This is a genomic window from Methylobacterium sp. WL9, assembly GCF_008040035.1.
GTDB classification, from domain to species: domain Bacteria; phylum Pseudomonadota; class Alphaproteobacteria; order Rhizobiales; family Beijerinckiaceae; genus Methylobacterium; species Methylobacterium thuringiense.
This window is the reverse complement of sequence record NZ_VRVE01000014.1, coordinates 22,417-48,199: the sequence shown is the minus strand read 5'-3', so window position 1 is coordinate 48,199 and position 25,783 is coordinate 22,417. Positions and strand designations below refer to the sequence as shown.

Below are 25,783 nucleotides of genomic sequence, written 5' to 3'. Positions count from 1 at the left end.
ACACACCGATATGACCGTCGCTCTCGCACAGCAGGCCGAGAGGCTCGCCGCACGGATGGCGGGGCTCGATCTCATCGCCCGCATCCGCCTCGTGGAATCAGAACTCTCCGGCCGCCTCGTCTTCACGACGAGCCTCGGCATCGAGGATCAGGTGGTCACCCACGCGATCGCGATGGCCAAGGGACGCACCGAGATCGTAACCCTCGATACCGGCCGCCTCTTTCCCGAAACATACGATGTCTGGGCGGAAACCGAGTCGGCCTACGGCATCCGCATCCGGTCCTACGCACCCGAGCGGAAGTCCGAGGAGGCCTTTGTCGCGGCCGAGGGGATCAATGGCTTTCGCCATTCCGTCGCGGCGCGGCAGGCCTGCTGCGGCTTCCGCAAGGTCGAGCCGCTTGGCCGGGCGCTGGACCAAGCCGCAGGCTGGTTCACCGGCTTGCGCGCCGGGCAGTCGGCAAACCGCGCCGACACGCCGCTCGCCGAGGCCGACGACGATCGCGGCTTGATCAAGGTCAATCCGCTGGCGGATTGGACCCGGGCGCAGGTCGACGCCTTCGTCAAGGACCAGTTCATTCCTTACAACGCGCTCCACGATCGCGGTTTTCCCTCGATCGGCTGTGCGCCCTGCACCCGCGCCGTGAAGATCGGCGAGGATGAGCGGGCCGGGCGCTGGTGGTGGGAACAGGAATCCAAGAAGGAGTGCGGGCTGCACCTCCACGCGCCCGAGGCCGATGTCGAGCCGGGCGAGGAGCCGGCGGCGTTCGAGGAGCCGGCACGCGCCGCATCCTCACGGGACAACAGAAGGGAATTGGTTTGATGAGCGGCGCCATTGCCGAAAAACCGTCGGGTCTGGCCACGCCCTCGCGGGCGCGCTTGACGCATTTGCAGCGTCTCGAAGCCGAGAGCATCCATATCTTCCGCGAGACGGTCGCCGAGACCGAGCTTCCGGTGATGCTCTATTCGATCGGCAAGGATTCGTCGGTGCTGCTGCATCTGGCGCTGAAGGCGTTTGCGCCGGGCAAGCTGCCGTTCCCGCTGCTCCACGTCGATACGACCTGGAAGTTCAGGGAGATGATCGCCTTTCGCGATCGGCGGGTGAAGGAGCTTGGGCTCGAGCTAATCGTTCATACCAATCAGGACGGGATCGCCAAGGGCATCGGCCCGTTTAGCCACGGCTCGGAAGTCCATACCGACGTGATGAAGACGCAGGCCCTGCGGCAGGCATTGGACAAGTACAAGTTCGACGCGGCCTTCGGCGGCGCCCGCCGCGACGAGGAGGCCAGCCGCGCCAAGGAGCGCATCGTCTCGCTGCGCAATGCGCAGCACCGCTGGGATCCGAAGCGCCAGCGCGCCGAACCCTGGCACCTGTACAATTACAAGAAGCGGCGCGGCGAGAGCTTCCGCGTGTTTCCGCTCTCGAACTGGACCGAGCTCGATATCTGGCTTTACATCGAGCAGGAAAAGATACCGATCGTGCCTCTCTATTTCGCGGCCGAGCGCCCCGTGGTGGAGCGCGACGGCCAGCTCATCATGGTGGACGACGACCGCCTACCGCTGGAGCCCGGCGAGACCGTGCAGAACCGGCTCGTCCGGTTCCGCACGCTGGGCTGCTACCCGTTGACCGGTGCCGTCGAGAGCCCGGCAACGACGTTGCCCGAGATCGTCGGCGAGACGCTGGCCGCCCGCACCTCGGAACGTCAGGGCCGCGTCATCGACAAGGACGGCTCCGGTGCCATGGAGCGTAAGAAGCAGGAGGGCTATTTCTGATGACCATCCATCAGTCCCCCGAGGCCTTCGGCTACGAAGCCTTCCTGCATACGCACCAGAACAAGGAAGTCCTGCGCTTCATCGCCTGCGGCTCCGTCGACGATGGTAAGTCGACCCTGATCGGCCGCCTGCTTCACGACACCAAGCAGATCTTCGACGACCAGGTCACGGCGTTGCAGCGCGATTCGCGGAAGCACGGCACGCAGGGCCAGGAGATCGACCTCGCCCTCCTCGTCGACGGCCTGCAGGCCGAGCGCGAGCAGGGCATCACGATCGACGTGGCCTACCGCTTCTTCTCGACGGAAAGCCGCTCGTTCATCGTCGCAGACACGCCTGGCCACGAGCAGTATACCCGCAACATGGCGACTGGCGCCTCGACGGCCGACGTGGCCGTGATTTTGGTGGACGCCCGTCAGGGCCTCACGCGCCAGACCCGGCGCCATGCCATCCTAGTCTCGCTGCTAGGCATCAAGCGGGTGGCGCTGGCAGTGAACAAGATGGACCTGTCCGGCTGGTCGCAGGACACCTTCGACCGCATCGTCGCCGGCTTTCGCGAGTTCGCCGCCCCCCTAGGTTTCAACGAGATCCGCCCGATTCCACTCTCGGCCAAGAACGGCGACAACGTCGTCCTGCCGGGCACGGCGGCGACCTGGTACACCGGGGGACCGTTGCTGCGTTACCTCGAAGAAGTGCCGGTCAAATCCGAGGAACGCGCCGCGCCGTTTCGCCTTCCGGTGCAGTGGGTCAATCGGCCCAATTCCGAGTTCCGCGGCTTCTCGGGCCTCATCGCCTCGGGCTCGGCCGCGCCGGGCGACAAGGTCGTAGTCTCGCCATCCGGCAAGACCTCGACCATCGCGCGGATCTACACGGCCGACGGCGACTTGCCGCGTGCCAGCGAGGGCCAGTCAGTGACGATCGTGCTTGCCGACGAGGTCGACGCCTCGCGTGGCGCGGTGATCGCTACCGCCGACGCGCCGCTGACCGTCACTGACACGCTCGACGTCCGCCTGTTCTGGGCTTCCGAGACCGACCTGATCCCGGGCGCGAGTCTCTGGGCCAAGATCGGCACCGTCACCACCAACGCCGTGGTCAAGGCGGTTCGTAGCCGGATCGATCTGGAGACGGGGCAGACCGTGGCGGCCGACAAGCTCGGTATCAACGACATCGGCGAGGTGACGCTGAATCTCGATCGCGAGGTTGCCGTCGATCCCTATGCCGACAACCGCGACACCGGCTCGCTCATCCTTATCGATCGCGAAACCACCGACACGGCGGCGCTCGGTCTCGTGAAGGCGTCGATCGCTGTCGAGCCAAGGGGCGACGAGACGAAACGCAAGGGTGCGCCCGCATCGGGCGGTTTCCTCTCGCGGCTGCGCTGGGTATTCGGAGGCATCTGAGCCTGGGTCCGATCGAGACCGCGCCGAATCGACGCGTCTCGCGTGATAGGGGACGCGTACCGTTAAACCGGAATCATGGGACGGGCGTCCCGCCTGTCCCATGCTGTCCCACGAGCGGGCGATCGTTTGGACACCGAAGTTTCGGCTGATTCCGTTTGAAGGCTCGCGTTCCAGTGCCCGGATGATCCGGTCGATATGGGTCGCCTTGGCGGCGACACCAACCGATCATCGGACGACCTCGGTCCTTCGAATGTCGGGCCCTGGGCCTTGGGCTGGCTTTCGCAATCCGGGTGACGCTGGCCAAGCCGGCGGATTTGCGCTCCGTGCGGTCGCGTCGGTGGCGCAAAGCGTGGCCGACAGCAGCTCCCGTCATGCGCCGATCGCGCGTGCCGCCTCGTCCAGACGCCGGCATCCGACACGCGACAGGCACCTCGGAGCGCTGGTTCCCCAAGCTCTCGCCTTGCTGGCTCGGTCGCCCGCGACTACGGTCCGCGCCGCTGAGAGGCCCGGGCGACGGGCCCGATCCACCGGAGCCCTCCCCATGGCCCTCCTGGCCGATGCCCTGTCGCGCGTGAAGCCGTCAGCAACCATCTTGATGACTCAGAAGGCTCGTGAGCTGAAAGCCTCGGGCGTCGATGTCATCAGCCTCTCGGTGGGCGAGCCCGATTTCGATACGCCCGACCATATCAAGCAGGCGGCGGTCGAGGCGATCGCCCGCAACGAGACGCGCTACACGCCCGTGTCCGGCATCCCGGCGCTGCGCGAGGCCATCGTCAAGAAGTTCAAGCGCGAGAACGGGCTCGACTACAAGATCTCGCAGACCATCGTCGGCACCGGCGGCAAGCACATCATCTACAACGCACTGCTCGCCACGCTGAATCCCGGCGACGAGGTCGTGATCCCGCGGCCGTACTGGGTCTCCTACCCGGAGATGGTCGTGCTCTGCGGCGGTACCCCGGTCTTCGTCGAGACCGACATGGCGCACGGCTTCAAGTTGCAGGCCGAGGCGCTCGAGCGCGTGCTGACGCCGAAGACCAAGTGGATCATCCTGAACTCGCCTTCGAACCCGTCCGGCGCCGCCTATGCGCGCGACGAGATGAAGGCGATCACCGACGTCCTGCTGCGCCACCCGCAGGTGCACGTCCTCACCGACGACATCTACGAGCACCTGACGTACGGCGATTTCGACTTCGTCACGCCGGCCCAGGTCGAGCCCGGCCTCTATGGCCGCACGCTGACGATGAACGGGGTCTCGAAGGCCTACGCCATGACCGGCTGGCGCATCGGCTACGCCGCCGGTCCCGAACCGATCATCAAGGCGATGGACTTCGTCCAGGGCCAGCAGACCTCGGGCGCCTGCTCGATCTCGCAATGGGCCGCCGTCGCGGCCCTCGACGGACCGCAGGACCATCTCGCCCGTTTCCGGGACGCCTTCCAGGGCCGGCGCGACCTCGTCGTGTCGATGCTGAACCAGGCCCGCGGCCTGACCTGTCCGACGCCGGAAGGCGCCTTCTACGTCTACCCGTCCTGTGCCGAACTGATCGGCAAGCGTACCGAGAACGGCACGGTGATCGAGACCGACCAGGACTTCGTCACCGAGCTTCTGCAGGCGGAAGGTGTCGCCGCGGTCCACGGCTCGGCCTTCGGCCTCGGCCCGAACCTGCGGATCTCCTACGCGACCTCGAACGCCGTGCTGGAAGAGGCCTGCACGCGGATCCAGCGCTTTTGCGGATCCTTGCGGTAAGTGGCTTTAGCTCGTTGGCCAACGATCGACCCATGGGTTGAACAGCAGCACGCGCGCCCGTCGATAGTCTTCGGTATCGCGTGTCACCACAGTCAGGCCGTGCCGAAGTGCTGTCGCGGCAATGATGAGATCCGGCTGAGAGAACGTATGCCTCGCCTTGCGGCCATCCTCGACCAGAAGCCGCCACGTCAGCATCGCGTCTTCGCTAACCGCAAGCACTCGCTGCCCAAATGTCGGCCTGACCTCGTGCATCAGCCACGCGTTGAGTTCGGCTCGGCGTCCCGCGTCAGAAAGCTGCTCGATCCCAAAGCGAATTTCGGCGAACGTGACCTTACTGACGTGAAGCGACTCCAGAGGCTGAGCCGATACGAAGGCTACGACTTTCTTCTCCGGGCGTGGCCGGCGTAATTCCGATAGGATGTTCGTATCCAACAACCAGCCCGTCATAGCACAACGTGGCGTATGGGCATGGCATTGCGCTCGGGTTCGATCTCGACCTCGCGGTAGGGAGATGCCTGAACTGCAGCGACCAGACTTTGGCCGCTTCGATCACCGTTCAAGCGCTGAAATTCTTCTGCGGAGATGACGACTACTTGGTCGCGGCCGTGCACCGTGACGTGTTGGGGGCCCTCACTCCGAGCGGTTCGCACCAGTTCGCTGAAACGGGCTTTTGCGTCCTGTAGCCGCCAGCGTCGCCGCTCGCCCGCAAATCTCGATATTCTGGTCATGCTGACCAGAATATCAAAGCATGATGAGGTAGCAAGCGGTCGGTTTCGGCGGAAATCCGGTCGTCCGGTTCCCGCCGATCCGTCCCTATCTCTGCAGGTCCTGCGCCAACTTGAGATGCTCCTCCAAGTGGGGCTGCGTCTTGGCGGCCCAGGCCTTCAGATCGGCGTTCTCGCCGCCCTCCGCATAGCGCTTGAACAGGTCGACGGCGGTCTTGTGCGCGCTGACCTGATCGGACTGGAACTGCTTGGTGAAGTCGTCACCCTTCAGGCCCTTGAGCTTGTCGATCTTGCTCTGGTGCGTGCTGTCGAGGGCGGTGGGGAGTTCGGCCTTGATCTTGCCGCCGGTGACCAGCGCCTTGAGCTCGTCCGTCGTCTTCGAATGATCCGCAACCATCTGCTTGGCGAAGGTCTTGGTCTTGTCGTCCGCACGCTCCTCGGCGAGCTGGCTCGACTGCTTCTCGAACATGTCGCTGATCGCGACGGCCGTGACGAAATCCTGGGTCGTCGGGCTGGCGCCGATCAGGGAATTCACGCCGGTCTGCTCGCCGACGGATTTGGTCTGCTCGCCGACCGTCTTGTTGCCGGTCTCGGCGAGAACGGGAGTCGCGAGCAACAGGCAGGCGGCTGCGAGGGCGCGTTTTTTCATGACGATATCTCCTCGGTTGTATGCCCGGGAAACCGAGGGAGCCCGATACCGTTCCTGAGAAATTCGCCGGACGCGCCGATGCCACACAGACGATCCGGGTCGCCTACGACTTCACGATCCGGTCGAGCTTGTTGTTGACGAAGAAGTACAATTCCTTCGCGCCCGGCTCGTTGTAGAGCACCTGAACCTCGCGGCCCGAGCGGCCCTCGCCGACGAGGACGTCGGTGGGCGGCCGGCCCTTGAGGCGGACGAGTTCGCATTCGCCGATACCGGGCGCGATGGCGCTCGCAGCCGTCGGCACGGCGCCGGTGCAGGTGCCGCCGCCATCGAGGACCGGGCCGCTGAAGGCCGGCGCAGAAGGCGCGGTCGGCGGAGCAAGGGCAGCCTGCGGCGCGGCGCTGGCTTGCGGCGGCTGGCGTGCCGACGCGCGATCCTCGGTGCTCGTGCAGGCCCCGAGCAGGCCGAGGCTCGTCGCGGCGAGCAGGATTAGGAGGTGCTTGGGGCGGATCAAGGGGTCGGGCGCTCCTGTGTGCCGTCGCGCGCGGTGCCCGGTGTCCGCGCGGCGCCGTCGGACCGGGCCTGGAGGGCGCGCGCGAACAGGTCGGCCGCGTCGGCATGGAAGGCGGCCCGCGAATCCGCCCTCGCATAGAACATGTGGCCGCCCGGATAAACGGCGAGCTTCAGGCGCTCACCACCGCCATAGGCCGGCATCTGGTCGATCAGAAGCTTCGAGGTGAAGTACGGCGTGACGAGGTCGGTGTAGCCGTGCGCCACCAGCACCCGCAGCGACCCGTCGAGAGACAGGATGCCCTTGAGCGCGCCCATCACTTCGGGAGCGCTGCGGCCCGAACCCCAGGACCAGCCGCGGTTCACGGCTCCGTTGAGAAGCTCGTAGCGCATGTTGGTCACGCGCCAGTTCAACGTCTTCCCGTAGAGCTCGACCATCGCGCTCGTCAGCGGGGCCTGCAGGGCCGTAAGCACGGGATCCTCGAAGCCCGAATGCGGTGCGGTCGGGTCCGGGTCCCAACCGGTGACGGAGGTGTCGTAGGCCGACGACACGCGGCCGAGATCGCGGCCGATCTCGCGCTGATAGCTGTTGGTCGTCGGGCGCCCGGCCTGGCGCCGCGTCGTCTCGGGATCGAGGCCGGTCAGGGCCGACACCCGGCCGGAGAGACGCGCGACGGCCTCTGTATCGCCGGGGCCCTTCAGGAGGTCGGTAAGATAATCGCCCGCAGCGTAGCGCTCGGCCTCCGCCATCAGGCTCCGCGTCGGCACCGCACCCGAGCGCTCGAGCGCCGCCGCGGCCAGCGAGGGCAGGCGGGTGACGAAGCCCCAGGGCGTGGTGCGGGCCGATTGCAGCCAGGCGAAGTCGAGCACAGGCGACAGCAGCACGAGGCCCGAGAGCCCGACGCCGATCTCCTCCTGCAGCTTGCTTGCGATCAGCGGACCGCGAAAGCCGCCGTAGCTCTCGCCGACGTAGAATTTCGGCGAGGCCATGCGGTCGTTCTGGCGCAGGTAGCGGGCGATCGACGAGGCGAGCACCGAGGCGTCGCCATCGACGTTCCAGTAGCTCTTGCCGTCGCCGTCGGCGGCGCGGCTGTAGCCGGTGCCGACGGGGTCGATGAAGACGAGATCGGTGAAGTCCAGCCAAGTCTCGGCGTTCGGTTGCAGCGCGATCTTTTGCGACGGGCTGATGCTCGTTCCGTCGGTCGGCAGGCGCCACGGGCCGAGCGCGCCGATGTTGAGATAGGCCGACGCCGCGCCCGGGCCGCCATTGATGGCGAAGCTCACCGGCCGGCTCGCGACGTCCTTGGCATCACCCTTCTTCACGTAGGCGATGAAGGCGATCTCGGCCTGGAGCTTTCCGGATTCGTCGACGAGGCCGAGGCTGCCGGCGGTGGCGGTGAAGTCGATCGTGCGGCCGCCGGGCAGGGCGAGGCTGTGCTCGGTGACGGAATCCGCCGGCAGCTTGCGGCCTTCGCGGGTCTCGCTCCCGCGCTCCGGGGCCTTGCGGGCGGCCTCTGGTGGGCCGTGCGGCGACGATTGGGCGATGGAGGGGAGGGGCGTGAGGGCTATCAGAGCCGCCACCACTGTCGAACGCGCGCCTCTCCTCCCCCTTGTTGGGAGGAGTTGGAGGTGGGGTTGGTTCCGCCTGCCGCTACCGAAACAAGCGGAGCCATCCCCACCCTCGATCCCTCCCCACAAGGGGGAGGGAAGGCGCCAGCGTCTGCCGGTGGGCACATTCGTCATCCGGTCGTCCCGATCTGTCTGTGCTGCGGGCGGACCCGCAAAAAACGTCAAGCCTTCTTGCTCCACCGGCCATTCTCGTCCTGCTGCCAGTAGGCGAGGGTGTGGCCCTGCTCCTTGGCGCCCTTCCACTGCTCGCGGGCGTGGGCGAGGGCATCGGAATCGGTGCCGTCGAACAGGATGCAGATGCGGGCGTAGGCGTTCGCATCCGGCGGTAGGGCCGCGCCCTCGACGAGGAAGCGGATCGCGGCGGCGTTGGGGTTGGTCTCGCGCAAGGTCAGCACCACCGGCTGCGACGCGGCATCGGGGTCGCGCTCGGTGCCGTGGGGCAGGAAGCTGTCGTCGGAATAGGTCCAGAGGCCGTCGTCGAGGGCCGACATCCGCTCCTCGCTCATCACCTGGATCGCGGCCTGCCAGCCCCGCTCCAGCGATTTCTCGACGAGGCTCGGCAGCACCTTTTCGAGGGGCTGGCGCTGCAGGTGATAGAACAGGATCTCTGTCACGATGGCCCCATCATAGCGCGGAACGGCGCGTTCCGCAGCGGCATGATCCGGCCTCGCGGCCTCAGGCCGCGGGTTCGATGTAGTGGGGCACGAACAGCGCGTCGTTTCCGGTGATGGCACCGCGGCCCTCGCGGATGCAGAGGCCGGCCGGCGCGTCGCCGACGATCCAGGAACCGATTACCGGGCGGCGGCGATCGTCGAACAGGGGCAGTTCGGCGAGCGCCTGCCGAATCCAGCCTTCGCCGCCATAGGGCCCCGGCTCCTGCGCCAGCACGGTGCCTTCGCGAACGATCGCGATGTTCGAGCCCTCCCGCGAAAAGACGGGTTTTCGCACGTAGGAATCGCCGAGGCCGGCTGCCTGCGGATCGTCCTCGAAATAGGCCGGCAGCAGGTTGGGGTGGCCGGGCTCCTGCGCCCAGAGATGGGGCAGCAGCCCCTTGTTCGAGAGCACCGCCTTCCAGGGCGGCTCCAGGAAGCGCGTCGGGCTCGTCGCCACGGCGCCAGCGAAGGCATCCTCAAAGGCCCATTCCCAGGGATAGAGCTTGAACAGCCGGTCGATCGCCGCCCCGTCCGGTGCGCAGAAGCGGCCGTCGGCCGCCAGCCCGATCTCGGAGAGGTCGAGGAAGCGCGTGGCGTGGCCGGCCTGGATCGCGCAATCGCGCAGATACTCCACCGTCCCGCGATCCTCCGGCGCGTCGGCCTCGGCGGCGAAGGCGGTGAGGCCGGCTGGCGGCAGGTCGCGAAAGCGGGCGATCAGCCGTTCGTGGACGGCGTTGAACTGGTCGCTGCCGGCCGGCAACTGGCCGTCGCGCAGCAGCTCTTCCAGCCAGAGCCACTGAAACACGCCCGTTTCGTAGAGGGCGGTCGGCGTGTCGGCGTTGTATTCGAGGAGCTTGGCCGGGCCGGTGCCCCCGTAGGAGAGGTCGAGCCGGCCGTAGAGGCTCGGATCGCCCCGCCGCCAGCTGTCGCGGACGGCGTCCCAGGCGCCCTCCGGGAGACGCAAGGCGGCCAGGATCCGCTCGTCCTCGACGGCGCGGGCCGTGAAATCCAGGCAGAGGGCATGGAGTTCGCCGCTCGGCCCCTCGATGTCCTCCTCGATCTCACGGAGCGTGAAGGCGTAGGCGTGGCTCTCGTCCCAATAGGGCGCGTCGTCGAGGGTGTGGAACACGAAGCCGTTTTTTCGCGCGGTCTCGCGCCAGTCCACGCGTTCGCCCGTCGCAATCCGGCGCATCAGCCGCCGCCGAAGAAACCGCGCGACGACAAGGAGAACGACCGCCCCGTGCCGCCGAACCCGCCGAACGACGATCCGCGCAAGGCCGCCGACGACACCCGCGCCGCCGAGGACCGGCCGCCGCCGGTCGTCCAGATGCGGGCGCCCGATCCGGTGCAGTAGCCGCCCCCGCCATGCACCCCCGCATGCGCCTCGTCCTGTGGGGCATGGTCGTAGACTGGCTGGGGTGCCAGGTTCTGGGCGGCCGCGGCGCCGATCACGTAGCCGGCCATGAGCGGCAGGAATTGTCCACGCGCGTCCTCGGTGATGCTCTCGCCGGTCACGCAATGGCCGGGGCCGTGATGGGCCTCGCATTCACCGCTCGAGGCATAGCGCGGCGCGGCCGTCGGGTAGAGCGCGCGGGCGGTCTCGTACGCGCTCTGGCAGTCCGGCGCGTCGCGAAGGCGCGCATTGATGCAGTCGGAGGGGGCTGGATAGACCCGGACGTCCTCCTCGTCCTGCGACGGATCGAGGTGGGCGAGGCCATAGGCCATGACGCCCGCGCCCGCGAGCAACACCAGGGACACGGTGCGCGAGCGCTTCACCGGCGGCGTCGCCGCATCGACGACCGGAGGTCTCGTCCGTTGCTGCGTCATCCGGATACCGCCCGAACCGTGACCGACGGCAAGATCAATACGACATCGCGGCGGCGTTCACGATCCCGCCCGCGAGGGAGGCGGAGCCGAGCAGGATCGCGGCGGCGGTTTCGTTGTCCTCGATCCGGCGGGACAGGTCCGGCAGGACGATTCGCATCAGCCAGTAGATCAGGATCTGGACCACGAGGGCGACGAGGCCCCAGACGAGGCAGTCGAGGATCGATTGCGCGTTGCGGATCGCTACCGAGAGCGGCAGGGCGTAGCCGACGAGGCTGCCACCGAGGCTGAGCGCGGCGGCGACGTTGCCGGCGCGGATCAGCGCCACCTCCCGATGCGCCGTCGCGGTCAGGTAGACCGCGAGGTAGAGCGCGACGAGGACGAGCGCGGCGGCGAAATAGGCGAGGAAGGCGGGCAGCCCGGAGATCACGTGCATCGAGCTGCCTCCAGTTTTGTTTGTCCAATTGGCCATGAATGGCCAATTGGATCCGCCGCATCGGCGGCGGCGCGCATTCGCGCTTGCCGACGGCCGGCTGCAGCGGCCGTCGGTATCAAACCAGTCGGCTCTGCTCGACGGCCGCGGCGACGAAGCTGGAGAAGAGCGGGTGCGGCTCGAACGGCCGCGACTTCAGCTCCGGATGGAACTGCACGCCGACGAACCAGGGATGACCCTCGTGCTCCACCGTCTCGGGTAGCAGCCCGTCCGGCGAGAGGCCGGAGAAGCGCAGGCCCTTGGCCTCCAGCCGCTCGCGATAGGCCATGTTGACCTCGTAGCGGTGGCGGTGGCGCTCCGAAATGTTGGTGTCGCCGTAGATCTTGGCGATGCGCGTGTCCGGCGCCAGCGTCGCCTTGTAGGCGCCGAGCCGCATGGTGCCGCCGAGGTCGCCCTCGGCCGCACGCTTCTCCAACGCGTCCCCCTTCATCCACTCGGTGAGCAGGCCGACCACCGGCTCGGTGGTGGTGCCGAATTCGGTGGAGTTGGCCTCGGTGATGCCTGCCAGCGACCGGGCAGCCTCGATCACAGCCATCTGCATGCCGAAGCAGATGCCGAAATACGGGATCTTTCGCTCGCGGGCGTAGCGGGCCGCGCGGATCTTGCCCTCGGCGCCGCGTTGGCCGAAGCCGCCGGGCACCAGGATGCCGTGCAGGCCTTCGAGGAAGGGCGCGGGGTCCTCGCGCTCGAACACCTCGGCCTCGATCCATTCGAGGTGGACGCGCACGTTGTTGGCGATGCCGCCGTGGGTGAGCGCCTCGGTGAGCGACTTGTAGGCGTCCTTGAGCCCCGTGTACTTGCCGACGATGGCGATGGTGACCTCGCCCTCGGGGTTGCTGACCCGGTGGGAGATGGTGCGCCAGCGGTCCAGGCTCGGCTCGCACTCGGCGTCGAGGCCGAAATGTTCCAGCACCTCGCGGTCGAGACCGGCGCCCCGGTAGGACAGCGGCACGTCGTAGATCGAGGGCACGTCGAGGGCGTCGATCACCGCCGTCTCGCGCACGTTGCAGAACAGCGCTAGCTTACGCCGCTCCTCGTTCGGGATCGGCCGGTCGCAGCGGCAGAGCAGGATGTCGGGCTGGATGCCGATCGAGCGCAGCTCCTTCACCGAGTGCTGCGTCGGCTTGGTCTTGAGCTCGCCGGCCGACGGGATGAACGGCAGCAGCGTCAGGTGGATGAACAGGCAGGTCCCGCGCGGCTGCTCCTGGCCGAGCTGGCGGATCGCCTCGAAGAAGGGCAGGCCCTCGATGTCGCCCACCGTGCCGCCGATCTCGACGAGAACGAAGTCGTAGCCCTCGTTGCCGTCGAGCACGAACGCCTTGATGGCGTTGGTGACGTGCGGGATCACCTGGATCGTCGCGCCGAGGTAGTCGCCGCGGCGCTCCTTGGTGATGATGTCCTGGTAGATCTTGCCGGTGGTGATGTTGTCGGCGCGGCTCGCCGGCAGGCCGGTGAAGCGCTCGTAATGGCCGAGGTCGAGATCGGTCTCGGCGCCGTCGTCGGTGACGAAGACCTCGCCGTGCTGCGTCGGGCTCATCGTGCCCGGATCGACGTTGAGATAGGGGTCGAGCTTCCGCAGGCGGACGCGGTAGCCACGGGCCTGGAGCAGGGCCGCCAGCGCGGCCGAGGCGAGCCCCTTCCCGAGCGACGACACGACGCCGCCGGTGATGAAGACGTACCGCGTCGTAATCCCAGGCGTCATGTATTGCGTCATGGGCCTCGGCTCATAAACGGGGTTTCACGATTCGCCAAACCGCAAAGGTCGACCCGCCGCGATGCCCATCGGGCACGCGTTACGGGGCCATGCCGCTGACGACGTTGAGGATTCCGTGCGGGCCTCGGGCCCGGATCGGCCGGCCTATGCGCCGGCCGCAATTCTCTTTCGCAACCCGAAGGTCCGCCGCGCGACCTTGGCCGCGCCGTACCGACCTCAGCGCGACTGAGGCGCCTCGGGCGTCGCCGGTGCCGGAGCGGCCGGCGCAGTCTCGACCGGGGCTGCCGGCGCAGGAGGAACTTGCGCGGCAGGTGCCGGGCTCTGCGGTGCGGGGGTGCCGTCGGCCGGCTTGCCGCCCTGCTGGCGCAGAGTGTCGAGCAAGTTGTCGGCGTTGGCCGGCTGCTTCTCGGTCTGGCCCGGCTGGGCCGTCCCGTCGTCGAGGATCGAGCGCGGCGCGGCCGTGTGATGCGCCACGATCGCCAGCGAGATGCTGGTGGCGAAGAACAGGGCGGCGAGGATCGCGGTGGCCCGCGTCAGCGCGTTGGCCTGTCCGCGTCCGGTCATGAAGCCCGAGACGCCGCCGCCACTGCTGCCTCCGCCGCCGAGGCCGAGGCCGCCCTCGGAGCGCTGCAGCAGCACCGTGACGATGAGCGCCAGGACGATGAAGAGGTGGACGACGATCAGGACGGTCTGCATCGGGGTTCCGGCAAGTCCGCGATCACGGACGCAATCAGGCGATCGGCAAAGCCGACGAACCGCCCGGAGGCGTGCTCCGTTCGGTGAGGCCGGCTCCTACACCAGTTGGGGACCAGCGCCAACCTGCGCCAGGGCCGGCGAACAGGACAGGCGTTTCACCGTCCGTTTTACAGTCATTGCGGGACCGATAGCGATCAGCGCGTCCACGTCATTGCTTCGCTGCGCTCGAAATGACGGAATGTGAACGACGGACAGCAGTGCGCGTATGGATCCGTTCCTCAGCCTTCCTTGCCGATGCCCAATCCACGGAGGATATCGCCGATCGGATCGATCTTCTGCGAAGCCGAGGGCGTCGCCCGGGAAGCGACCTGGGTCTCGCCGGAGGCCGTCGAAAGGGACTGCTTCGTCGCCGTCTCACGCTCGCGAGCAGCGGCGGCGCGGGCGATTTTGCGACGGCGTGCCTGCTCGGCCTTCTGTGCAGAGGCCTGCAGCGAGACGTGGCGTACGGGCGGCGTAGCGACGACAGCGGCGGGAGCCGCGCTGTCCTGAGTCACTGGCGCTGCCGTATCTGCGACTGCGAGCACGACCGGCGCCTCGACGGGAGCCTGCGATTTCGCAGGCGGGTCGGCCCAGGCCGTCACCGCGGCCGGGGTCGCGGCGGCCTCGACGGCCGGCGCGATCTGCACCGAGGCCGTGCGGCGCGGCTGTCTCGGCTGATGATCGCTCGCATAGGGGAAGGGCGAAGCCGCCACCAACCCGGTGAGCATGATCGCAGAGATCGCGAGGGTTGATTTCAAGTGGATCATGACCGGAAAACTCACGGTCAAGCTCATGGTTCCGCTTGCCCGGCGCAGATTCCTGCGCCGATGCAGTGTCCCGGTCTTGGTTACTGAGTTCGCACCCGGACGGATGCGCCGTCCCGCTCAGGAATAGGCGGCGCAGATTCCCAAGAAGTCCTCGGCGACGAGGCTGGCGCCACCGACGAGGGCGCCGTCTACGTTCTCGACGGCCATGAGTTCGCGGGCGTTCTTCGCCTTCACCGAGCCGCCGTAGAGGATGCGGATCTTGTCCGCCTCGGCCTTGCCGACCATGGTGCCGAGCATGTCGCGCAGCGAGGCGTGGACCTCGGCGATGTCGGCGGTCGAGGGCGTCTTGCCGGTGCCGATCGCCCAGACCGGCTCGTAGGCCAGCACGGTGTCCTCGGCCGTCGCGCCCTTCGGCACGCCGAGCCCGAGCTGCGCGCGCACGATGTCGAGGGTGCGGCCCTCCTCGCGCTCGTCCTCGGTCTCGCCGACGCAGATGATGCCGCAAAGGCCGGCCCGGCGCGCGCCCAGCGCCTTGGCGTGGACGCCGTTATCGGTCTCGTGGTGGTAGGCGCGCCGCTCGGAATGCCCGAGGATGACGTAGCGGGCGCCGAGATCGGCCAGCATCTCGGCCGAGATCGACCCGGTGAAGGCCCCGTTCGCCCGGGCATGCAGGTTCTGGCCGCCGATGGCGATGGCCGAGCCGGTCACCGCGGCGACGCAGGAGGCGATCAGAGTCGCGGGCGGGCAGATCAGGACGTCGATCTTGTCGGTGAGCTTGGGGGTCAGACCCTCCAGCACCTGCTCGACCGTCGCGATCGAGGAGCGCAGGCCGTTCATCTTCCAGTTGCCGGCAACCAGTGGACGTCGTCCCTCGCTCGCCATCGTTGGTCCGTCTCCTGCAAAGCCGCTTTTCGTGGTCCCGGCGGACTACCAGAGCAAGCTTGGGCGCGCAAACCGCCTGCCGGCCCGCCTCGCGGTGGCGTCCGCCCTTTGCGCGGGGCTGCGGATGGTCTATCGCGAGCCCCGAATTTCAAAGCCCTTTTTCCGAGGAAATCGGGCGCAGAAGCGCAGATCCGGACGACACCATGCTCCAGAGCATCCGCAACGCCAGCCAGCACTGGCTCGGCAAGATCGTGCTGTCGATCCTGTTCTTCTTCCTGATCGCGGGCGTCGCGATCTTCGGCGTGGAGGAGTTCTTTCGCGGGGGTAGCAGCCAGACGGTTGCCACGGTGGGCAAGACGCCGATCTCGGCGGAGGCCGTGCGCTCGGCCTACCAGAACCAGCTCCAGCGCTATCAGCAGCAGCTCAAGCGCGTGCTGACGCCGGAACAGGCCCGCGCCATGGGCCTCGAGCGGCAGGTGCTGAGCCAGCTGATCACGGAGGCCGCCCTCGACCAGAAGACCAGCGATCTCGGCCTCGCGATTTCCGATGAAGCCGTGCTGCGCGCCATCCGCGACGAGCAGGCCTTCAAGGGCGCCGACGGCAAGTTCGACCGGACGTTGTTCTTCCAGACCCTGCAGCGGGCTGGCCTGAACGAGCAGATGTTCGTGCGCGAGCAGCGCTCAGTCGCCGCCCGCCTCCAGCTCGCCGAGGCCGTCACCGCCGAGTTGGCTGTGCCGCAGGCGATGCGCGAGGCGGTGCATCGCTACTCGACCGAGCGCCGCACGGCTTCCGTGCTGATGCTGACGCCGGCCGCCGCCGGCGAGATCCCGGCGCCGGGCGACGACGAGCTCAAGGCCTATTACGACAACAACAAGGGCGGTTTTCGCGCGCCCGAGACGCGGAGCCTGAACCTGCTCGTCCTCGACCCGGAGACGATGGCCAAGCCCGACGCGATCACCGACGACGAGGCCCGCAAGATCTACGTGGCCAACGCCGCGAAGTACGGCGCGCCGGAACGCCGCACGATCCAGCAGATCACGTTCCCCGATCAAGCGACCGCCGAGATCGCCGCCAAGCAGATCGAGAGTGGCGAGGTGCCCTTCGAGGTCACCGCCACCGCCCGCGGCATGGATCCCAAGAACCTGACGCTGGGCACCCTGACCAAGGCCGAGCTGTTCGATCCGGCCGTGGCCGACGCCGCCTTCGCGCTCGAGAAGGACAAGATCAGCCAACCGGTGAAGGGCCGCTTCGGCACCGTGCTGCTGCGCGTCACCGCGATCGATCCCGGCTCGCAGAAGCCGTTCGACGAGGTCAAGGACGAGATCCGCAAGACCATCGCGCTCCAGCGCGCCCGCGACGGTCTCGAGCCGGCCCACGACGCGATCGAGGACGCCCGCGCCAGCGGCAAGTCGCTCGCCGACATCGCCAAGGAGCGCGGGCTGACGCTCGTCGCGGTGCCGGCGGTGGACGCCAAGGGCAACGACCCGGCGGGCGCGAAGGTCGAGGGCATCCCGGATCCCGACACGACGCTCGCCGCCGCCTTCCGCTCCGAGATCGGCGGCGACAGCGAGGCGTTGCGCACCAAGTCCGGCGGCTACGTCTGGTACGACGTCGCCAAGATCGACGCGGCTCACGACAAGCCCCTCGACGCGGTCCGTGACGAAGCCCTGAAGGGCTGGAAGGAGGCCGAGACGGCCAAGCGCCTCACCGCGAAGTCGAAGGAGCTGGTGGAAAAGCTCGATAAGGGCGAGACCGTGGAGGCCGTGGCCGAGGCGGCCGGCATCCCGGCGAAGACCGTCGCCGACCTCGCCCGCAACCAGCCCAAGGACGACCTCGCCAACGATGTGATCGAGCGCATCTTCGCCACTGCCGTCGACAAGGCCGGCTCGGCCCCCTCGGGCGATGGCCGCGCGGTCTACAAGGTCACCAAGGCCGAGATGCCGGCTTACGTGGTGGGCGCGCAGACCGACAAGACCGTCGAGAAGAACTTCCGCACGGCGCTCTCCGACGACGTGCTCGGCGAATACATCGCCGACGTCCAGAAGAACGCCGGCGTCAGCGTCAACCAGGCGGCCTTCAAGCGCGCGCTGGGCGGCGAGTATTGATGCAGGCCGAGACCGACCGCTTCGAAGGCTTCGCACGCGCCTACGCGGCGGGCCGCGGCAGCCTCGTCAGCCTGACGCTGGTGGCCGACCTGGAAACGCCGGTCGCGGCCTTCCTCAAGCTGAAGGGCGGTACGCCGGGCCCGGGCTTCCTCCTCGAATCCGTCGAGGGCGGCGCGGTGCGCGGGCGCTACTCGATGATCGGCCTCGACCCCGACCTCGTGTGGCGCTGCCGCGACGGCCGGCCGGAGATCGCCCGCGATGCCGCCCTCGAAACCTTCGTCGCCGACGACCGTCCGCCGCTCGACAGCCTGCGCGCCCTGATCGCGGAGAGTGCCATCGGCGAGGACGACGCGCAGACATTGCCGCCGATGGCCGCCGGCCTGTTCGGCTATCTCGGCTACGACATGGTGCGCGCCATGGAGCGACTGGCCGCGCCGAACCCGGACCCCCTCGGCGTCCCCGACGCGGTGATGATCCGCCCTCGGGTCATGGTGGTGTTCGATGCGGTGGCCGACGCGCTCACCGTCGTCACACCCGTGCGCCCGGCGGACGGCGTCTCGGCCAGGGCGGCCTACGAGGCGGCCCTGGAGCGGATCGACCGCGCCGCCGCGGCCCTGGAATCCCCGTTGCCGATCGAGGCACGGGCCGACGCCGCCGGCCTCGCCCTGCCGACGCCGGTCTCCAACACCACGCCCGACGACTTTCTCGGGCTGGTCGCGCGGGCGAAGGAGTACATCGTCGCCGGCGACATCTTCCAGGTGGTGCTGTCGCAGCGCTTCGAGGCGCCGTTCACGCTGCCGGCCTTCGCGCTCTACCGTTCGCTGCGCCGCACCAACCCGGCGCCGTTCCTCTGCTACCTCGACTTCTGCGACTTTCAGGTCGTCTGTTCGTCCCCCGAAATCCTCGTGCGGGTCCGCGACGACAAGGTCACGATCCGCCCGATCGCCGGCACGCGCCCCCGCGGCGCGACGCCGGCCGAGGACAAGGCGCTCGCCGACGAGTTGCTGGCCGACCCGAAGGAACGCTCCGAGCACCTGATGCTGCTCGATCTCGGCCGTAACGACGTCGGCCGCGTCTCGCGGATCGGTACGGTGCGCGTCACCGGCTCGTTCTTCCTCGAATTCTACAGCCAAGTCATGCACATCGTCTCGAACGTTGAGGGCGATCTGGACCCGGCCCACGACACGCTCTCGGCGCTCGCCGCCGGCTTTCCCGCCGGCACGGTTTCCGGCGCGCCGAAGGTGCGCGCCATGGAGATCATCGACGAACTCGAGCGCGAGAAGCGCGGGCCCTATGGCGGCTGCATCGGCTATTTCGGCGCGCGCGGCGAGATGGACACCTGCATCGTGCTGCGCACGGCCATCGTGAAGGACGGCCGCATGCACGTGCAGGCCGGCGCCGGCATCGTCTACGATTCCGATCCGGCCTCCGAGCAGCAGGAATGCGTGAACAAGGCGAAGGCGTTGTTCAGGGCCGCCGAGGATGCGGTGTCCTTTGCGAGCCGGGCGCGGCGGGGGCAGTAGGCTTCGTCAGGCGCCGAGGCCGGCGCGCAGATCGGCGAGCGAGACCATCAGCGTCAGCGGATCGAGCGGCGACGGGTCGAAGCCCAGGGCAAGATAGAACGCCCTCGCATCCTCGGATATTGCGTGCACGAGGATGCCGCGGATGCCGATAGTGTCGGCTGCGTGCAGCACGCGTTGTGCGCCGTCACGGAACAGTGCCTTCCCGAGGCCTCGTCCCTGGCAGGTCCGATCGACCGCGAGTCGCCCGAGGATCACTACCGGTATCGGCTCAGGCATGTTGCGCCGAAAACGGCCGGGTGCGGATGCCGCTTCGACGCTGCCGGAGGCGAGCGCGTAGTAGCCGATCACCGTTCGATCATTGCAGATGACGAAGGTTCGAGACGCACCTGTTGCCTGATTTCGGCGCGCCCGCTGCTTGAGCCAGTTGTCGAGCGTTGGAATACCTGACGCGAAGATGTCGATCAGGTGATCGTCGGCAAGCGGTTCGGGCGCTGCGAGGGTCACGCATCGTCCCAGGGTGCCGGCGTCCGCATGGTTCGCACAAGCCGTTCGTTCGGCTGTGCCGGCGCATCGAGCCGGGCCAGGAACGCGGCGTAGGCATCCGGATCGACTGATATTGCCGTACGGTCGAGCAGCGCATCCTCTGCGGCTTGCCGCGCCGCATCGACGATGAAGTCCGTGCGGTTCTTGCCGCCGGCCTGCGCTGCCCGGTCGATCAGGTCGCGGACTTCTGGTTTGATACGCAGATTGAGGGTCTCGCGCTTGGGTGCGGTGGCGGCCATTTCGACTCCTGTACCTTCTGCGTATCAGTCCGTAATGACGTTGTCATTACGGCTGTCCCATACGGCCTGAACCGGCGATGGTGCAGTATAAACCGCTGCGACTCGCGCAACGCCCTGACCGGAGGCTCCGATGACCACCACCGAAGGCAGCTTCGTCTGGTACGAGCTGATGACGACCGATCCGAAGGCCGCGGAAGCCTTCTACGGAAAGGTCGCCGGCTGGAGTTTCTTGGATTCCGGCAATCCGGTGATGCCCTATAGACTCGCCTGCGTCGGCGAGCACCGGGTCGGCGGAATCATGGCGATCCCCGACGAGGTCCGCGCGCGTGGCGGACATCCCGGATGGATCGGCTACGTGGCCGTCTCCGACGTCGACGCCAATTCCGAGCAGACCATGCGGCTGGGAGGCACAATCCATCGCCCGCCCGGCGATATCCCCGAGGTCGGCCGCTTCGCGGTGGCCGCCGATCCGCAGGGTGCGACATTCGTCCTGTTTCGCGGCGACGGCACGCCGCTGCCTGCACCCGCGGCGGGGACGCCGGGGCATTTCGGCTGGCACGAGCTCTACGCCCACGACTGGCGGCCGGCCCTCGGCTTCTACGAGGCGCTGTTCGGCTGGAAGGCGGGCGAGACGATCGATCTCGGGCCGATGGGCACCTACCAGCTCTTCCACACCCGGGACGCGCCCGCGGACGGCACCGCGACCGGCGGCATGATGAGCCTGCCCGGCCCGCCCGCGCCGAGCTGGCTCTACTACGTCAACGTCGACGAGATCGACGCGGCCACCGAGCGCCTGCGCCAGGCGGGCGGCGCGGTGATCAACGGCCCGATGGAGGTGCCGGGCGGGATGTGGATCGTCCAGGCGTCCGATCCGCAGGGAGCGAACTTCGCGTTGGTGGGGCGGCGGCCTTGATGGTGCCGCCTACCGGATTGTGCTACATTGGATCGTGCTGACGCCCGAGGCCGTGAACGTCCATGGCGTCGCGATCGCCGTCGTCGTCTCGACGGTGGCGCAAGGCGCCCGCGACTCCGGCCTCGCCGTCTCCGTGCGCGGCGATGGCGTGACCGGCATCGCGATCTGCACGCAGGTCCGGAGCTTCGACTTGCGGGCACGCATCGCCGACGGATCGGCCAGCTTCGTGGGCAACGCCGATGCCGCGACCATCGACGAACTGGGCGCGCGGATCGCGAGCCTGATCGATCCGTGACGATTCTGCTCGCGGACGGGGCGATTGACCTCGACCCGTGGAGCGGCGAAAGCCGCTATCCGCTCTCCGTGATCGCGCGGCCGCCCAAGATGTCCAACGTCCTCGTCATCGACAACTACGATTCCTTCACCTGGAATCTCGTCCACCTGATCGGCCCGCTCTGCGGCGGCATCGACGTGGTGCGCAACGACGAGATCACGATCGAGGACATCCGCGCGCGGGCGCCCGATGCCATCGTGCTCTCGCCCGGCCCTTGCACGCCGAACGAGGCCGGGATCTGCCTCGACGTGGTGCGGGACCTCGGGGGCGAGATCCCGATCTTCGGGGTCTGCCTCGGGCTGCAATCGATCGGGCAGGCCTATGGCGGCGACGTGGTGCGGGCGCCGGCTCCCATGCACGGAAAGGTCTCGACCATCACTCACCGCGCCGGGGGGATCTTTCGCGGCTTGAACGATGCCTTCGAGGCGACGCGCTACCACTCCCTCGTGGTCGATCGCGCCAGCTGCCCCGACGCGCTCGTCGTCACCGCCGAGGCGGACGGGCTGATCATGGGCATCCAGCACGCGACGCTCCCCGTGCACGGTGTGCAGTTCCATCCGGAGAGCATTCTCTCGCATCATGGCGCGCGGATCGTGAGCAACTTCCTCGACATCGCCGCGGCGTGGCGGGCGGGGCGTGACAAGGCGCAGGTCGGCGTGCATTGAGGCGTCTCCTTCTCCCTCCCCCCTCTGCGGGGGGAGGGTGGCTGCGGAGCAGGCGGGAGAGGGGTCGGCTCGGGTTTTCCGGATACGGCGCTCCCCTCTCCCGACCTTCGCTGACGCGAAGGCCACCCTCTCCCGCGGAGGGGAGAGGGGTTTCCAGCGGATGATTCCGTGGCCATGGACACCTTCAAGCCCCACCTCGCGACGGTCGCCGCCGGCGAGTCTCTCACGCGCGAAAAAGCCCGCGCCGCCTTCGACGACCTGCTCTCGGGCGAGGTGACGCCGGTCCAGGCCGGGGCCTTCCTCGCCGCCCTGCGGGTGAAGGGCGAAAGCACCGAAGAGATCGTCGGCGCCGTCGAAGCGATGCGCGCGCGGATGATCCCGGTGGAGGCGCCGGCCGACGCCATCGACATCGTCGGCACCGGCGGCGACCATTCGGGCAGCTACAACGTCTCGACCCTCGCCGCGATCGTCACCGCCGCCTGCGGCGTGCCGGTGGCCAAGCACGGCAACCGGGCCGCGACCTCGCGCTCCGGCGCGGCCGACGTGCTCGCGGCGCTCGGGGTGAAGCTCGGCCTGCCGCCGGAGGGGCTGTCGCGCTGCCTCGCGGAATCCGGGCTCTGCTTCCTGTTCGCGCAGACGCATCACGCCGCCATGCGCCATGTCGCGCCGGTGCGCAGCGAACTGCCGTTCCGCACCATCTTCAACATGCTCGGGCCGCTCTCGAACCCGGCCGGCGTCACCGCGCAGGTCTTCGGCGTCTCGATGCCGGCCTGGGCCGAGCCGCTGACGCGTGTGCTGGCCGAGCTCGGCTCCAAGCGGGTCTGGACCGTGCACGGCTCGGACGGGCTCGACGAGATCACCGTCACCGGCCCTACCGGCGTGGTCTCTCTGGAGGACGGCCGCATCTCCTCCTTCAGCGTCGACCCGCGGGAATGCGGCCTCATTCTCTCGACCCTCGACGACCTGCGCGGCGGCGATCCCGATCACAACGCCCGCGCCCTCGTCCAGGTGCTGGAGGGCGCGCGCAACGCCTACCGCGACATCGGCGTGATCAACGCCGCCGCGGGATTGCTCGTCGCCGGCCAGGCCGGAACCCTCGCCGAGGGCGTGGCGCGGGCTCAGGACGCGATCGACACGGGCGCGGCGCGGGCGACGCTGGCCAGCCTCGTCGCGGTTTCGAACGCGTGATAGAGGGCGGCGTACCCCGCGCTGTGTCGGGGTCGCACCGAAGTATTCCTCACCCGCCACCGTCAGGAGCCGCCTGACACCGTGCCGGTGACCGTCGAGGACAGGACGATGGACGACATCGTGGCCGACGTGACGACCGGGCCGGCGGCCGAGCGGGCCTCCGTGCTCGCGCGGATCGAGGCCTACAAGCGCCGCGAGATCGCCGAGGCGAAGCTGCGCGTGCCGCTGGCGAAGCTGGAGAAGCAGGTCGCCAAGGCCGATCCGCCGCGCGGCTTCGCCGACGCCATCGCCGCCCACATCGCGCAAGGCCGGCCGGCCCTGATCGCCGAGATCAAGAAGGCCTCGCCGTCAAAGGGTCTGATCCGCGCCGATTTCGACCCAGCCACCCTCGCGGGGGCCTACGAGGCCGGCGGCGCGACCTGCCTCTCGGTGCTCACCGACACGCCCTCGTTCCAGGGGGCGCCCGAATACCTGATCGCGGCGCGCGCGGCCTGCGGCCTGCCGGTGCTGCGCAAGGACTTTCTGTTCGAGCCCTACCAAGTCTTCGAGGCGCGGGCCTGGGGCGCCGACTGCGTGCTCGTGATCATGGCCTGCCTCGACGACGACGAGGCCCGCGCTATCACCGAGACGGCCCACGATCTCGGCATGGACGTGCTGGTGGAAGTCCACGATGCTGAGGAACTGGCGCGGGCGCTGCCGCTCGGCACGCGGCTGGTGGGCGTCAACAACCGCAACCTCAAGACCTTCGAGGTCTCGTTCGAGACGGCGATCCGCCTAAAACCCGGCATTCCCGGCGACCGCATCGCCGTCGCCGAGAGCGGCATCGACGGGCACGAGGACGTGAAACGCCTGCGCGAGGCGGGGCTGGACACGATCCTCGTCGGCGAGAGCCTGATGCGGCAGGCCGACGTCACCGCCGCCACCCACGCGCTCCTCTTCGGCAAGCACGCATGAGCACGCTCACCCATCTCGACGCGGCCGGCGCCGCCAACATGGTCGACGTCTCCGACAAGGCCGCGACCGCGCGCACCGCGCGGGCCGAGGGCGTCGTGGTGATGCTGCCCGAGACGCTGCGCCTGATCCGCGAGGGCGACGCCAAGAAGGGCGACGTCATCGGTACCGCCCGGCTCGCCGGCATCATGGCGGCGAAGCGCACGCACGAACTAATCCCGCTCTGCCATCCGCTGCTGCTCACCAAGGTGAAGGTCGATTGCGAGCCGGACGACGCTCTGCCGGGCCTTAGGGTCACGGCGGAGGTTCGCGTCACAGGCCAGACCGGCGTCGAGATGGAGGCGCTGACCGCCGTCTCCCTCGCCTGCCTGACGATCTACGACATGGTGAAGGCCGCCGACCGCGGTATGCGGATCGAGGGCATCCGGCTTCTGGAAAAGGACGGTGGCAAGTCCGGCTCGTGGCGGAGCGAGCCGCGATGAGCGGGCTGATTTCCGTCGCCGAGGCGCTGGCGCGCATTCTCGCGAGCGTGCCGGGGCCGACAGAGGCGGAGACCGTGGCGCTCGGCCTGGCACATGGCAGGGTGCTTGCCACGACCATCCACGCCAGCAGGACCCAGCCGCCGTTTCCGGCCTCCGCCATGGACGGTTACGCCGTCCGCGCGGCCGATGTCGCCACCGTTCCGGCGACCCTCCGGCTCGTCGGGACGAGCGCGGCCGGGCATGGATTTTCGGGCTCGATCGGGCCCGGCGAGGCCGTGCGGATCTTCACCGGCGCCCCCGTTCCTGAGGGCGCCGACGCGATCCTGATCCAGGAAGATGCTGACGCCGAAGGGGAATTCGTCACGGCGCGCGAGAGCGTGACCGCGCGGAAGTTCATCCGCCCCGCTGGCCTCGACTTCCGGGAGGGCGATGTCCTGATGCAGGCGGGCGAGACCCTCGACGCCCGCCGTCTCGCCCTCGCCGCGGCCGCGGGGCATGCCAGCCTCAGCGTCCGCCGCCGCCCCCGCATCGCCATCCTCGCCACCGGCGACGAACTCGTCCGCCCCGGCGAGCCTGCCGCCTGGGACCAGATCGTCGCCTCGAATTCCCTGGCGGTAGAGGCACTTGCACGCGAGGCCGGCGCCGACGCGATCGATCTCGGCATCGCCGCCGACGATCTCGGCGCCCTGAAATCTGCCGTCGGCCGGGCACGGGAGGCAGGCGCCGACCTCCTCGTCACCCTCGGCGGAGCCTCGGTCGGCGACCACGACCTCGTGCAGCAGGCGCTCTCTGAGGCGGGGATGGAGCTCGGCTTCTGGCGCGTGGCTTTGCGCCCCGGCAAGCCGCTGATGCACGGCCGACTCGGCCCGATGCTCGCCATCGGCTTGCCCGGCAACCCGGTATCTTCGATCGTCTGCGGCCTCCTATTTGTGGTGCCGGCGATCCGGGCCTTGCTCGGCGATCCCCAGGCCGGCGCCGACCGCAGCGAGCCGGCGACGCTCGGCCGCGACATGCCGGAGAACGACAAGCGCGAAGACTACATGCGCGCCCGGCTCGACACCGTACCCGACCGGCTGCCCATCGCCACCGCCGAGACCCGGCAGGACTCGTCCATGCTGGCGGTGCTCGGGCGCTCGGAGGCGTTGCTGATCCGTGAGCCGTATGCGCCGGCGGCCAGGCAAGGCGACCCTTGCCGCGTCATTCGGTTGGATCGGCGGATCGTCTGACGACACCCCGTTCGGCACTGCCCGATACAGCCCAATCCGACCGAAGGTCTTGCATCCGCCCGATTTTCTCCCCAACAGGGCCGCTTCCTGAGACAACAGGGCAGCAGGGGCGGCGTCGAGACCGC

General features: G+C 68.5%; 28 protein-coding genes. 13 read left to right on the top strand and 15 right to left on the bottom strand.

The window, feature by feature from the left end; translation table 11 throughout:
- The first annotated feature begins 10 nt into the window (after positions 1-10).
- The 4 genes from FV217_RS07595 (at position 11) to FV217_RS07580 (ending at position 4,911) form a co-directional block, all read left to right on the top strand.
- A complete protein-coding gene (locus FV217_RS07595; protein WP_147816586.1) occupies positions 11-820 on the top strand; it encodes a phosphoadenylyl-sulfate reductase in 810 nt (269 codons plus the stop codon).
- Positions 820-1,770 (top strand): sulfate adenylyltransferase subunit CysD, encoded by a 951-nt coding sequence (gene cysD / locus FV217_RS07590; protein ID WP_147816585.1) that lies wholly within the window; start codon positions 820-822, stop codon positions 1,768-1,770. Before FV217_RS07595 ends, cysD begins: the two co-directional genes overlap by 1 nt.
- Positions 1,770-3,167: a sulfate adenylyltransferase subunit CysN gene (gene cysN / locus FV217_RS07585; RefSeq protein ID WP_147816584.1), complete on the top strand. Its 1,398-nt coding sequence runs from the start codon at positions 1,770-1,772 to the stop codon at positions 3,165-3,167. The genes cysD and cysN overlap by 1 nt, the downstream gene beginning before the upstream one ends.
- A gap of 541 nt (positions 3,168-3,708) precedes the next feature.
- The gene (locus tag FV217_RS07580; RefSeq protein WP_147816583.1) at positions 3,709-4,911 is read left to right on the top strand and encodes a pyridoxal phosphate-dependent aminotransferase; all 1,203 of its coding nucleotides are present in this window, start codon (positions 3,709-3,711) and stop codon (positions 4,909-4,911) included.
- 6 nt (positions 4,912-4,917) lie between these two features.
- Here the strand turns inward: FV217_RS07580 and FV217_RS07575 are convergent, their stop codons facing one another.
- From FV217_RS07575 to tpiA, 13 genes are all read right to left on the bottom strand, one after another.
- Positions 4,918-5,358: a type II toxin-antitoxin system VapC family toxin gene (locus tag FV217_RS07575; RefSeq protein WP_147816581.1), complete on the bottom strand. Its 441-nt coding sequence runs from the start codon at positions 5,356-5,358 to the stop codon at positions 4,918-4,920.
- Positions 5,355-5,639, bottom strand: a complete 285-nt coding sequence (locus FV217_RS07570) for a type II toxin-antitoxin system Phd/YefM family antitoxin (protein WP_147816579.1) — start codon at positions 5,637-5,639, stop codon at positions 5,355-5,357. The genes FV217_RS07575 and FV217_RS07570 overlap by 4 nt, the downstream gene beginning before the upstream one ends.
- A gap of 85 nt (positions 5,640-5,724) precedes the next feature.
- Positions 5,725-6,285 carry a DUF4142 domain-containing protein gene (locus tag FV217_RS07565; protein ID WP_147816577.1) on the bottom strand — a complete coding sequence of 187 codons (561 nt, stop codon included), beginning with the start codon at positions 6,283-6,285 and terminating at the stop codon, positions 5,725-5,727.
- Between the two features lie 103 nt (positions 6,286-6,388).
- The gene (locus FV217_RS07560) at positions 6,389-6,796 is read right to left on the bottom strand and encodes a hypothetical protein (protein ID WP_147816575.1); all 408 of its coding nucleotides are present in this window, start codon (positions 6,794-6,796) and stop codon (positions 6,389-6,391) included.
- Positions 6,793-8,373, bottom strand: a complete 1,581-nt coding sequence (locus FV217_RS07555) for a peptidase S10 (RefSeq protein WP_246682733.1) — start codon at positions 8,371-8,373, stop codon at positions 6,793-6,795. Before FV217_RS07555 ends, FV217_RS07560 begins: the two co-directional genes overlap by 4 nt.
- A 209-nt stretch (positions 8,374-8,582) precedes the next feature.
- Positions 8,583-9,035, bottom strand: coding sequence for a DNA polymerase III subunit chi (locus tag FV217_RS07550; protein ID WP_147816571.1), 453 nt, complete (start codon positions 9,033-9,035; stop codon positions 8,583-8,585).
- Positions 9,036-9,096: 61 nt separating this feature from the next.
- Positions 9,097-10,266, bottom strand: coding sequence for a glutathionylspermidine synthase family protein (locus FV217_RS07545; RefSeq protein WP_147816569.1), 1,170 nt, complete (start codon positions 10,264-10,266; stop codon positions 9,097-9,099).
- Positions 10,266-10,901, bottom strand: a complete 636-nt coding sequence (locus tag FV217_RS07540; RefSeq protein WP_147816567.1) for a DUF1190 domain-containing protein — start codon at positions 10,899-10,901, stop codon at positions 10,266-10,268. The genes FV217_RS07545 and FV217_RS07540 overlap by 1 nt, the downstream gene beginning before the upstream one ends.
- Before the next feature lie 34 nt (positions 10,902-10,935).
- On the bottom strand, positions 10,936-11,334 hold the full coding sequence (locus FV217_RS07535) for a DUF350 domain-containing protein (RefSeq protein ID WP_147816565.1): 399 nt from the start codon (positions 11,332-11,334) through the stop codon (positions 10,936-10,938).
- Positions 11,335-11,449: 115 nt separating this feature from the next.
- Positions 11,450-13,093, bottom strand: coding sequence for a CTP synthase (locus tag FV217_RS07530; protein WP_147816563.1), 1,644 nt, complete (start codon positions 13,091-13,093; stop codon positions 11,450-11,452).
- Positions 13,094-13,321: 228 nt separating this feature from the next.
- Entirely contained in the window at positions 13,322-13,801 is a 480-nt protein-coding gene (gene secG / locus FV217_RS07525; RefSeq protein ID WP_147816561.1) for a preprotein translocase subunit SecG, read from the bottom strand.
- Between the two features lie 278 nt (positions 13,802-14,079).
- Positions 14,080-14,622 (bottom strand): hypothetical protein, encoded by a 543-nt coding sequence (locus FV217_RS07520; RefSeq protein ID WP_187272469.1) that lies wholly within the window; start codon positions 14,620-14,622, stop codon positions 14,080-14,082.
- A 102-nt stretch (positions 14,623-14,724) separates the two neighbouring features.
- A complete protein-coding gene (tpiA, locus tag FV217_RS07515) occupies positions 14,725-15,489 on the bottom strand; it encodes a triose-phosphate isomerase (RefSeq protein ID WP_147816557.1) in 765 nt (254 codons plus the stop codon).
- Between the two features lie 203 nt (positions 15,490-15,692).
- Between tpiA and FV217_RS07510 the strand changes: the two genes are divergently transcribed.
- Positions 15,693-17,594: a peptidylprolyl isomerase gene (locus tag FV217_RS07510; protein ID WP_147816555.1), complete on the top strand. Its 1,902-nt coding sequence runs from the start codon at positions 15,693-15,695 to the stop codon at positions 17,592-17,594.
- On the top strand, positions 17,594-19,117 hold the full coding sequence (gene trpE / locus FV217_RS07505; protein WP_147816553.1) for an anthranilate synthase component I: 1,524 nt from the start codon (positions 17,594-17,596) through the stop codon (positions 19,115-19,117). Before FV217_RS07510 ends, trpE begins: the two co-directional genes overlap by 1 nt.
- 6 nt (positions 19,118-19,123) lie before the next feature.
- Here the strand turns inward: trpE and FV217_RS07500 are convergent, their stop codons facing one another.
- Both FV217_RS07500 and FV217_RS07495 read right to left on the bottom strand, forming a co-directional pair.
- On the bottom strand, positions 19,124-19,621 hold the full coding sequence (locus FV217_RS07500; RefSeq protein ID WP_147816551.1) for a GNAT family N-acetyltransferase: 498 nt from the start codon (positions 19,619-19,621) through the stop codon (positions 19,124-19,126).
- Entirely contained in the window at positions 19,618-19,899 is a 282-nt protein-coding gene (locus tag FV217_RS07495; protein WP_147816549.1) for a DUF1778 domain-containing protein, read from the bottom strand. Before FV217_RS07495 ends, FV217_RS07500 begins: the two co-directional genes overlap by 4 nt.
- Before the next feature lie 130 nt (positions 19,900-20,029).
- On the opposite strand from FV217_RS07495, the gene FV217_RS07490 reads away from it, so the two are divergent.
- The 7 genes from FV217_RS07490 to glp all read left to right on the top strand — a co-directional run bounded on the left by FV217_RS07490 (position 20,030) and on the right by glp (position 25,658).
- Positions 20,030-20,812 (top strand): VOC family protein, encoded by a 783-nt coding sequence (locus tag FV217_RS07490; protein WP_187272468.1) that lies wholly within the window; start codon positions 20,030-20,032, stop codon positions 20,810-20,812.
- Between the two features lie 34 nt (positions 20,813-20,846).
- Complete coding sequence (locus tag FV217_RS07485) at positions 20,847-21,107, top strand: type II toxin-antitoxin system PemK/MazF family toxin (RefSeq protein ID WP_246682732.1); 261 nt, start codon at positions 20,847-20,849, stop codon at positions 21,105-21,107.
- A gap of 89 nt (positions 21,108-21,196) precedes the next feature.
- A complete protein-coding gene (locus tag FV217_RS07480; protein WP_147816600.1) occupies positions 21,197-21,811 on the top strand; it encodes an aminodeoxychorismate/anthranilate synthase component II in 615 nt (204 codons plus the stop codon).
- Positions 21,812-21,985: 174 nt separating this feature from the next.
- Positions 21,986-22,999: an anthranilate phosphoribosyltransferase gene (trpD, locus tag FV217_RS07470; protein WP_147816599.1), complete on the top strand. Its 1,014-nt coding sequence runs from the start codon at positions 21,986-21,988 to the stop codon at positions 22,997-22,999.
- A 108-nt stretch (positions 23,000-23,107) separates the two neighbouring features.
- Positions 23,108-23,953, top strand: coding sequence for an indole-3-glycerol phosphate synthase TrpC (gene trpC / locus FV217_RS07465; protein WP_147816598.1), 846 nt, complete (start codon positions 23,108-23,110; stop codon positions 23,951-23,953).
- Entirely contained in the window at positions 23,950-24,432 is a 483-nt protein-coding gene (gene moaC / locus FV217_RS07460; protein WP_147816545.1) for a cyclic pyranopterin monophosphate synthase MoaC, read from the top strand. The genes trpC and moaC overlap by 4 nt, the downstream gene beginning before the upstream one ends.
- Positions 24,429-25,658: a gephyrin-like molybdotransferase Glp gene (glp, locus tag FV217_RS07455; protein WP_147816543.1), complete on the top strand. Its 1,230-nt coding sequence runs from the start codon at positions 24,429-24,431 to the stop codon at positions 25,656-25,658. The genes moaC and glp overlap by 4 nt, the downstream gene beginning before the upstream one ends.
- Positions 25,659-25,783: the final 125 nt, after the last annotated feature.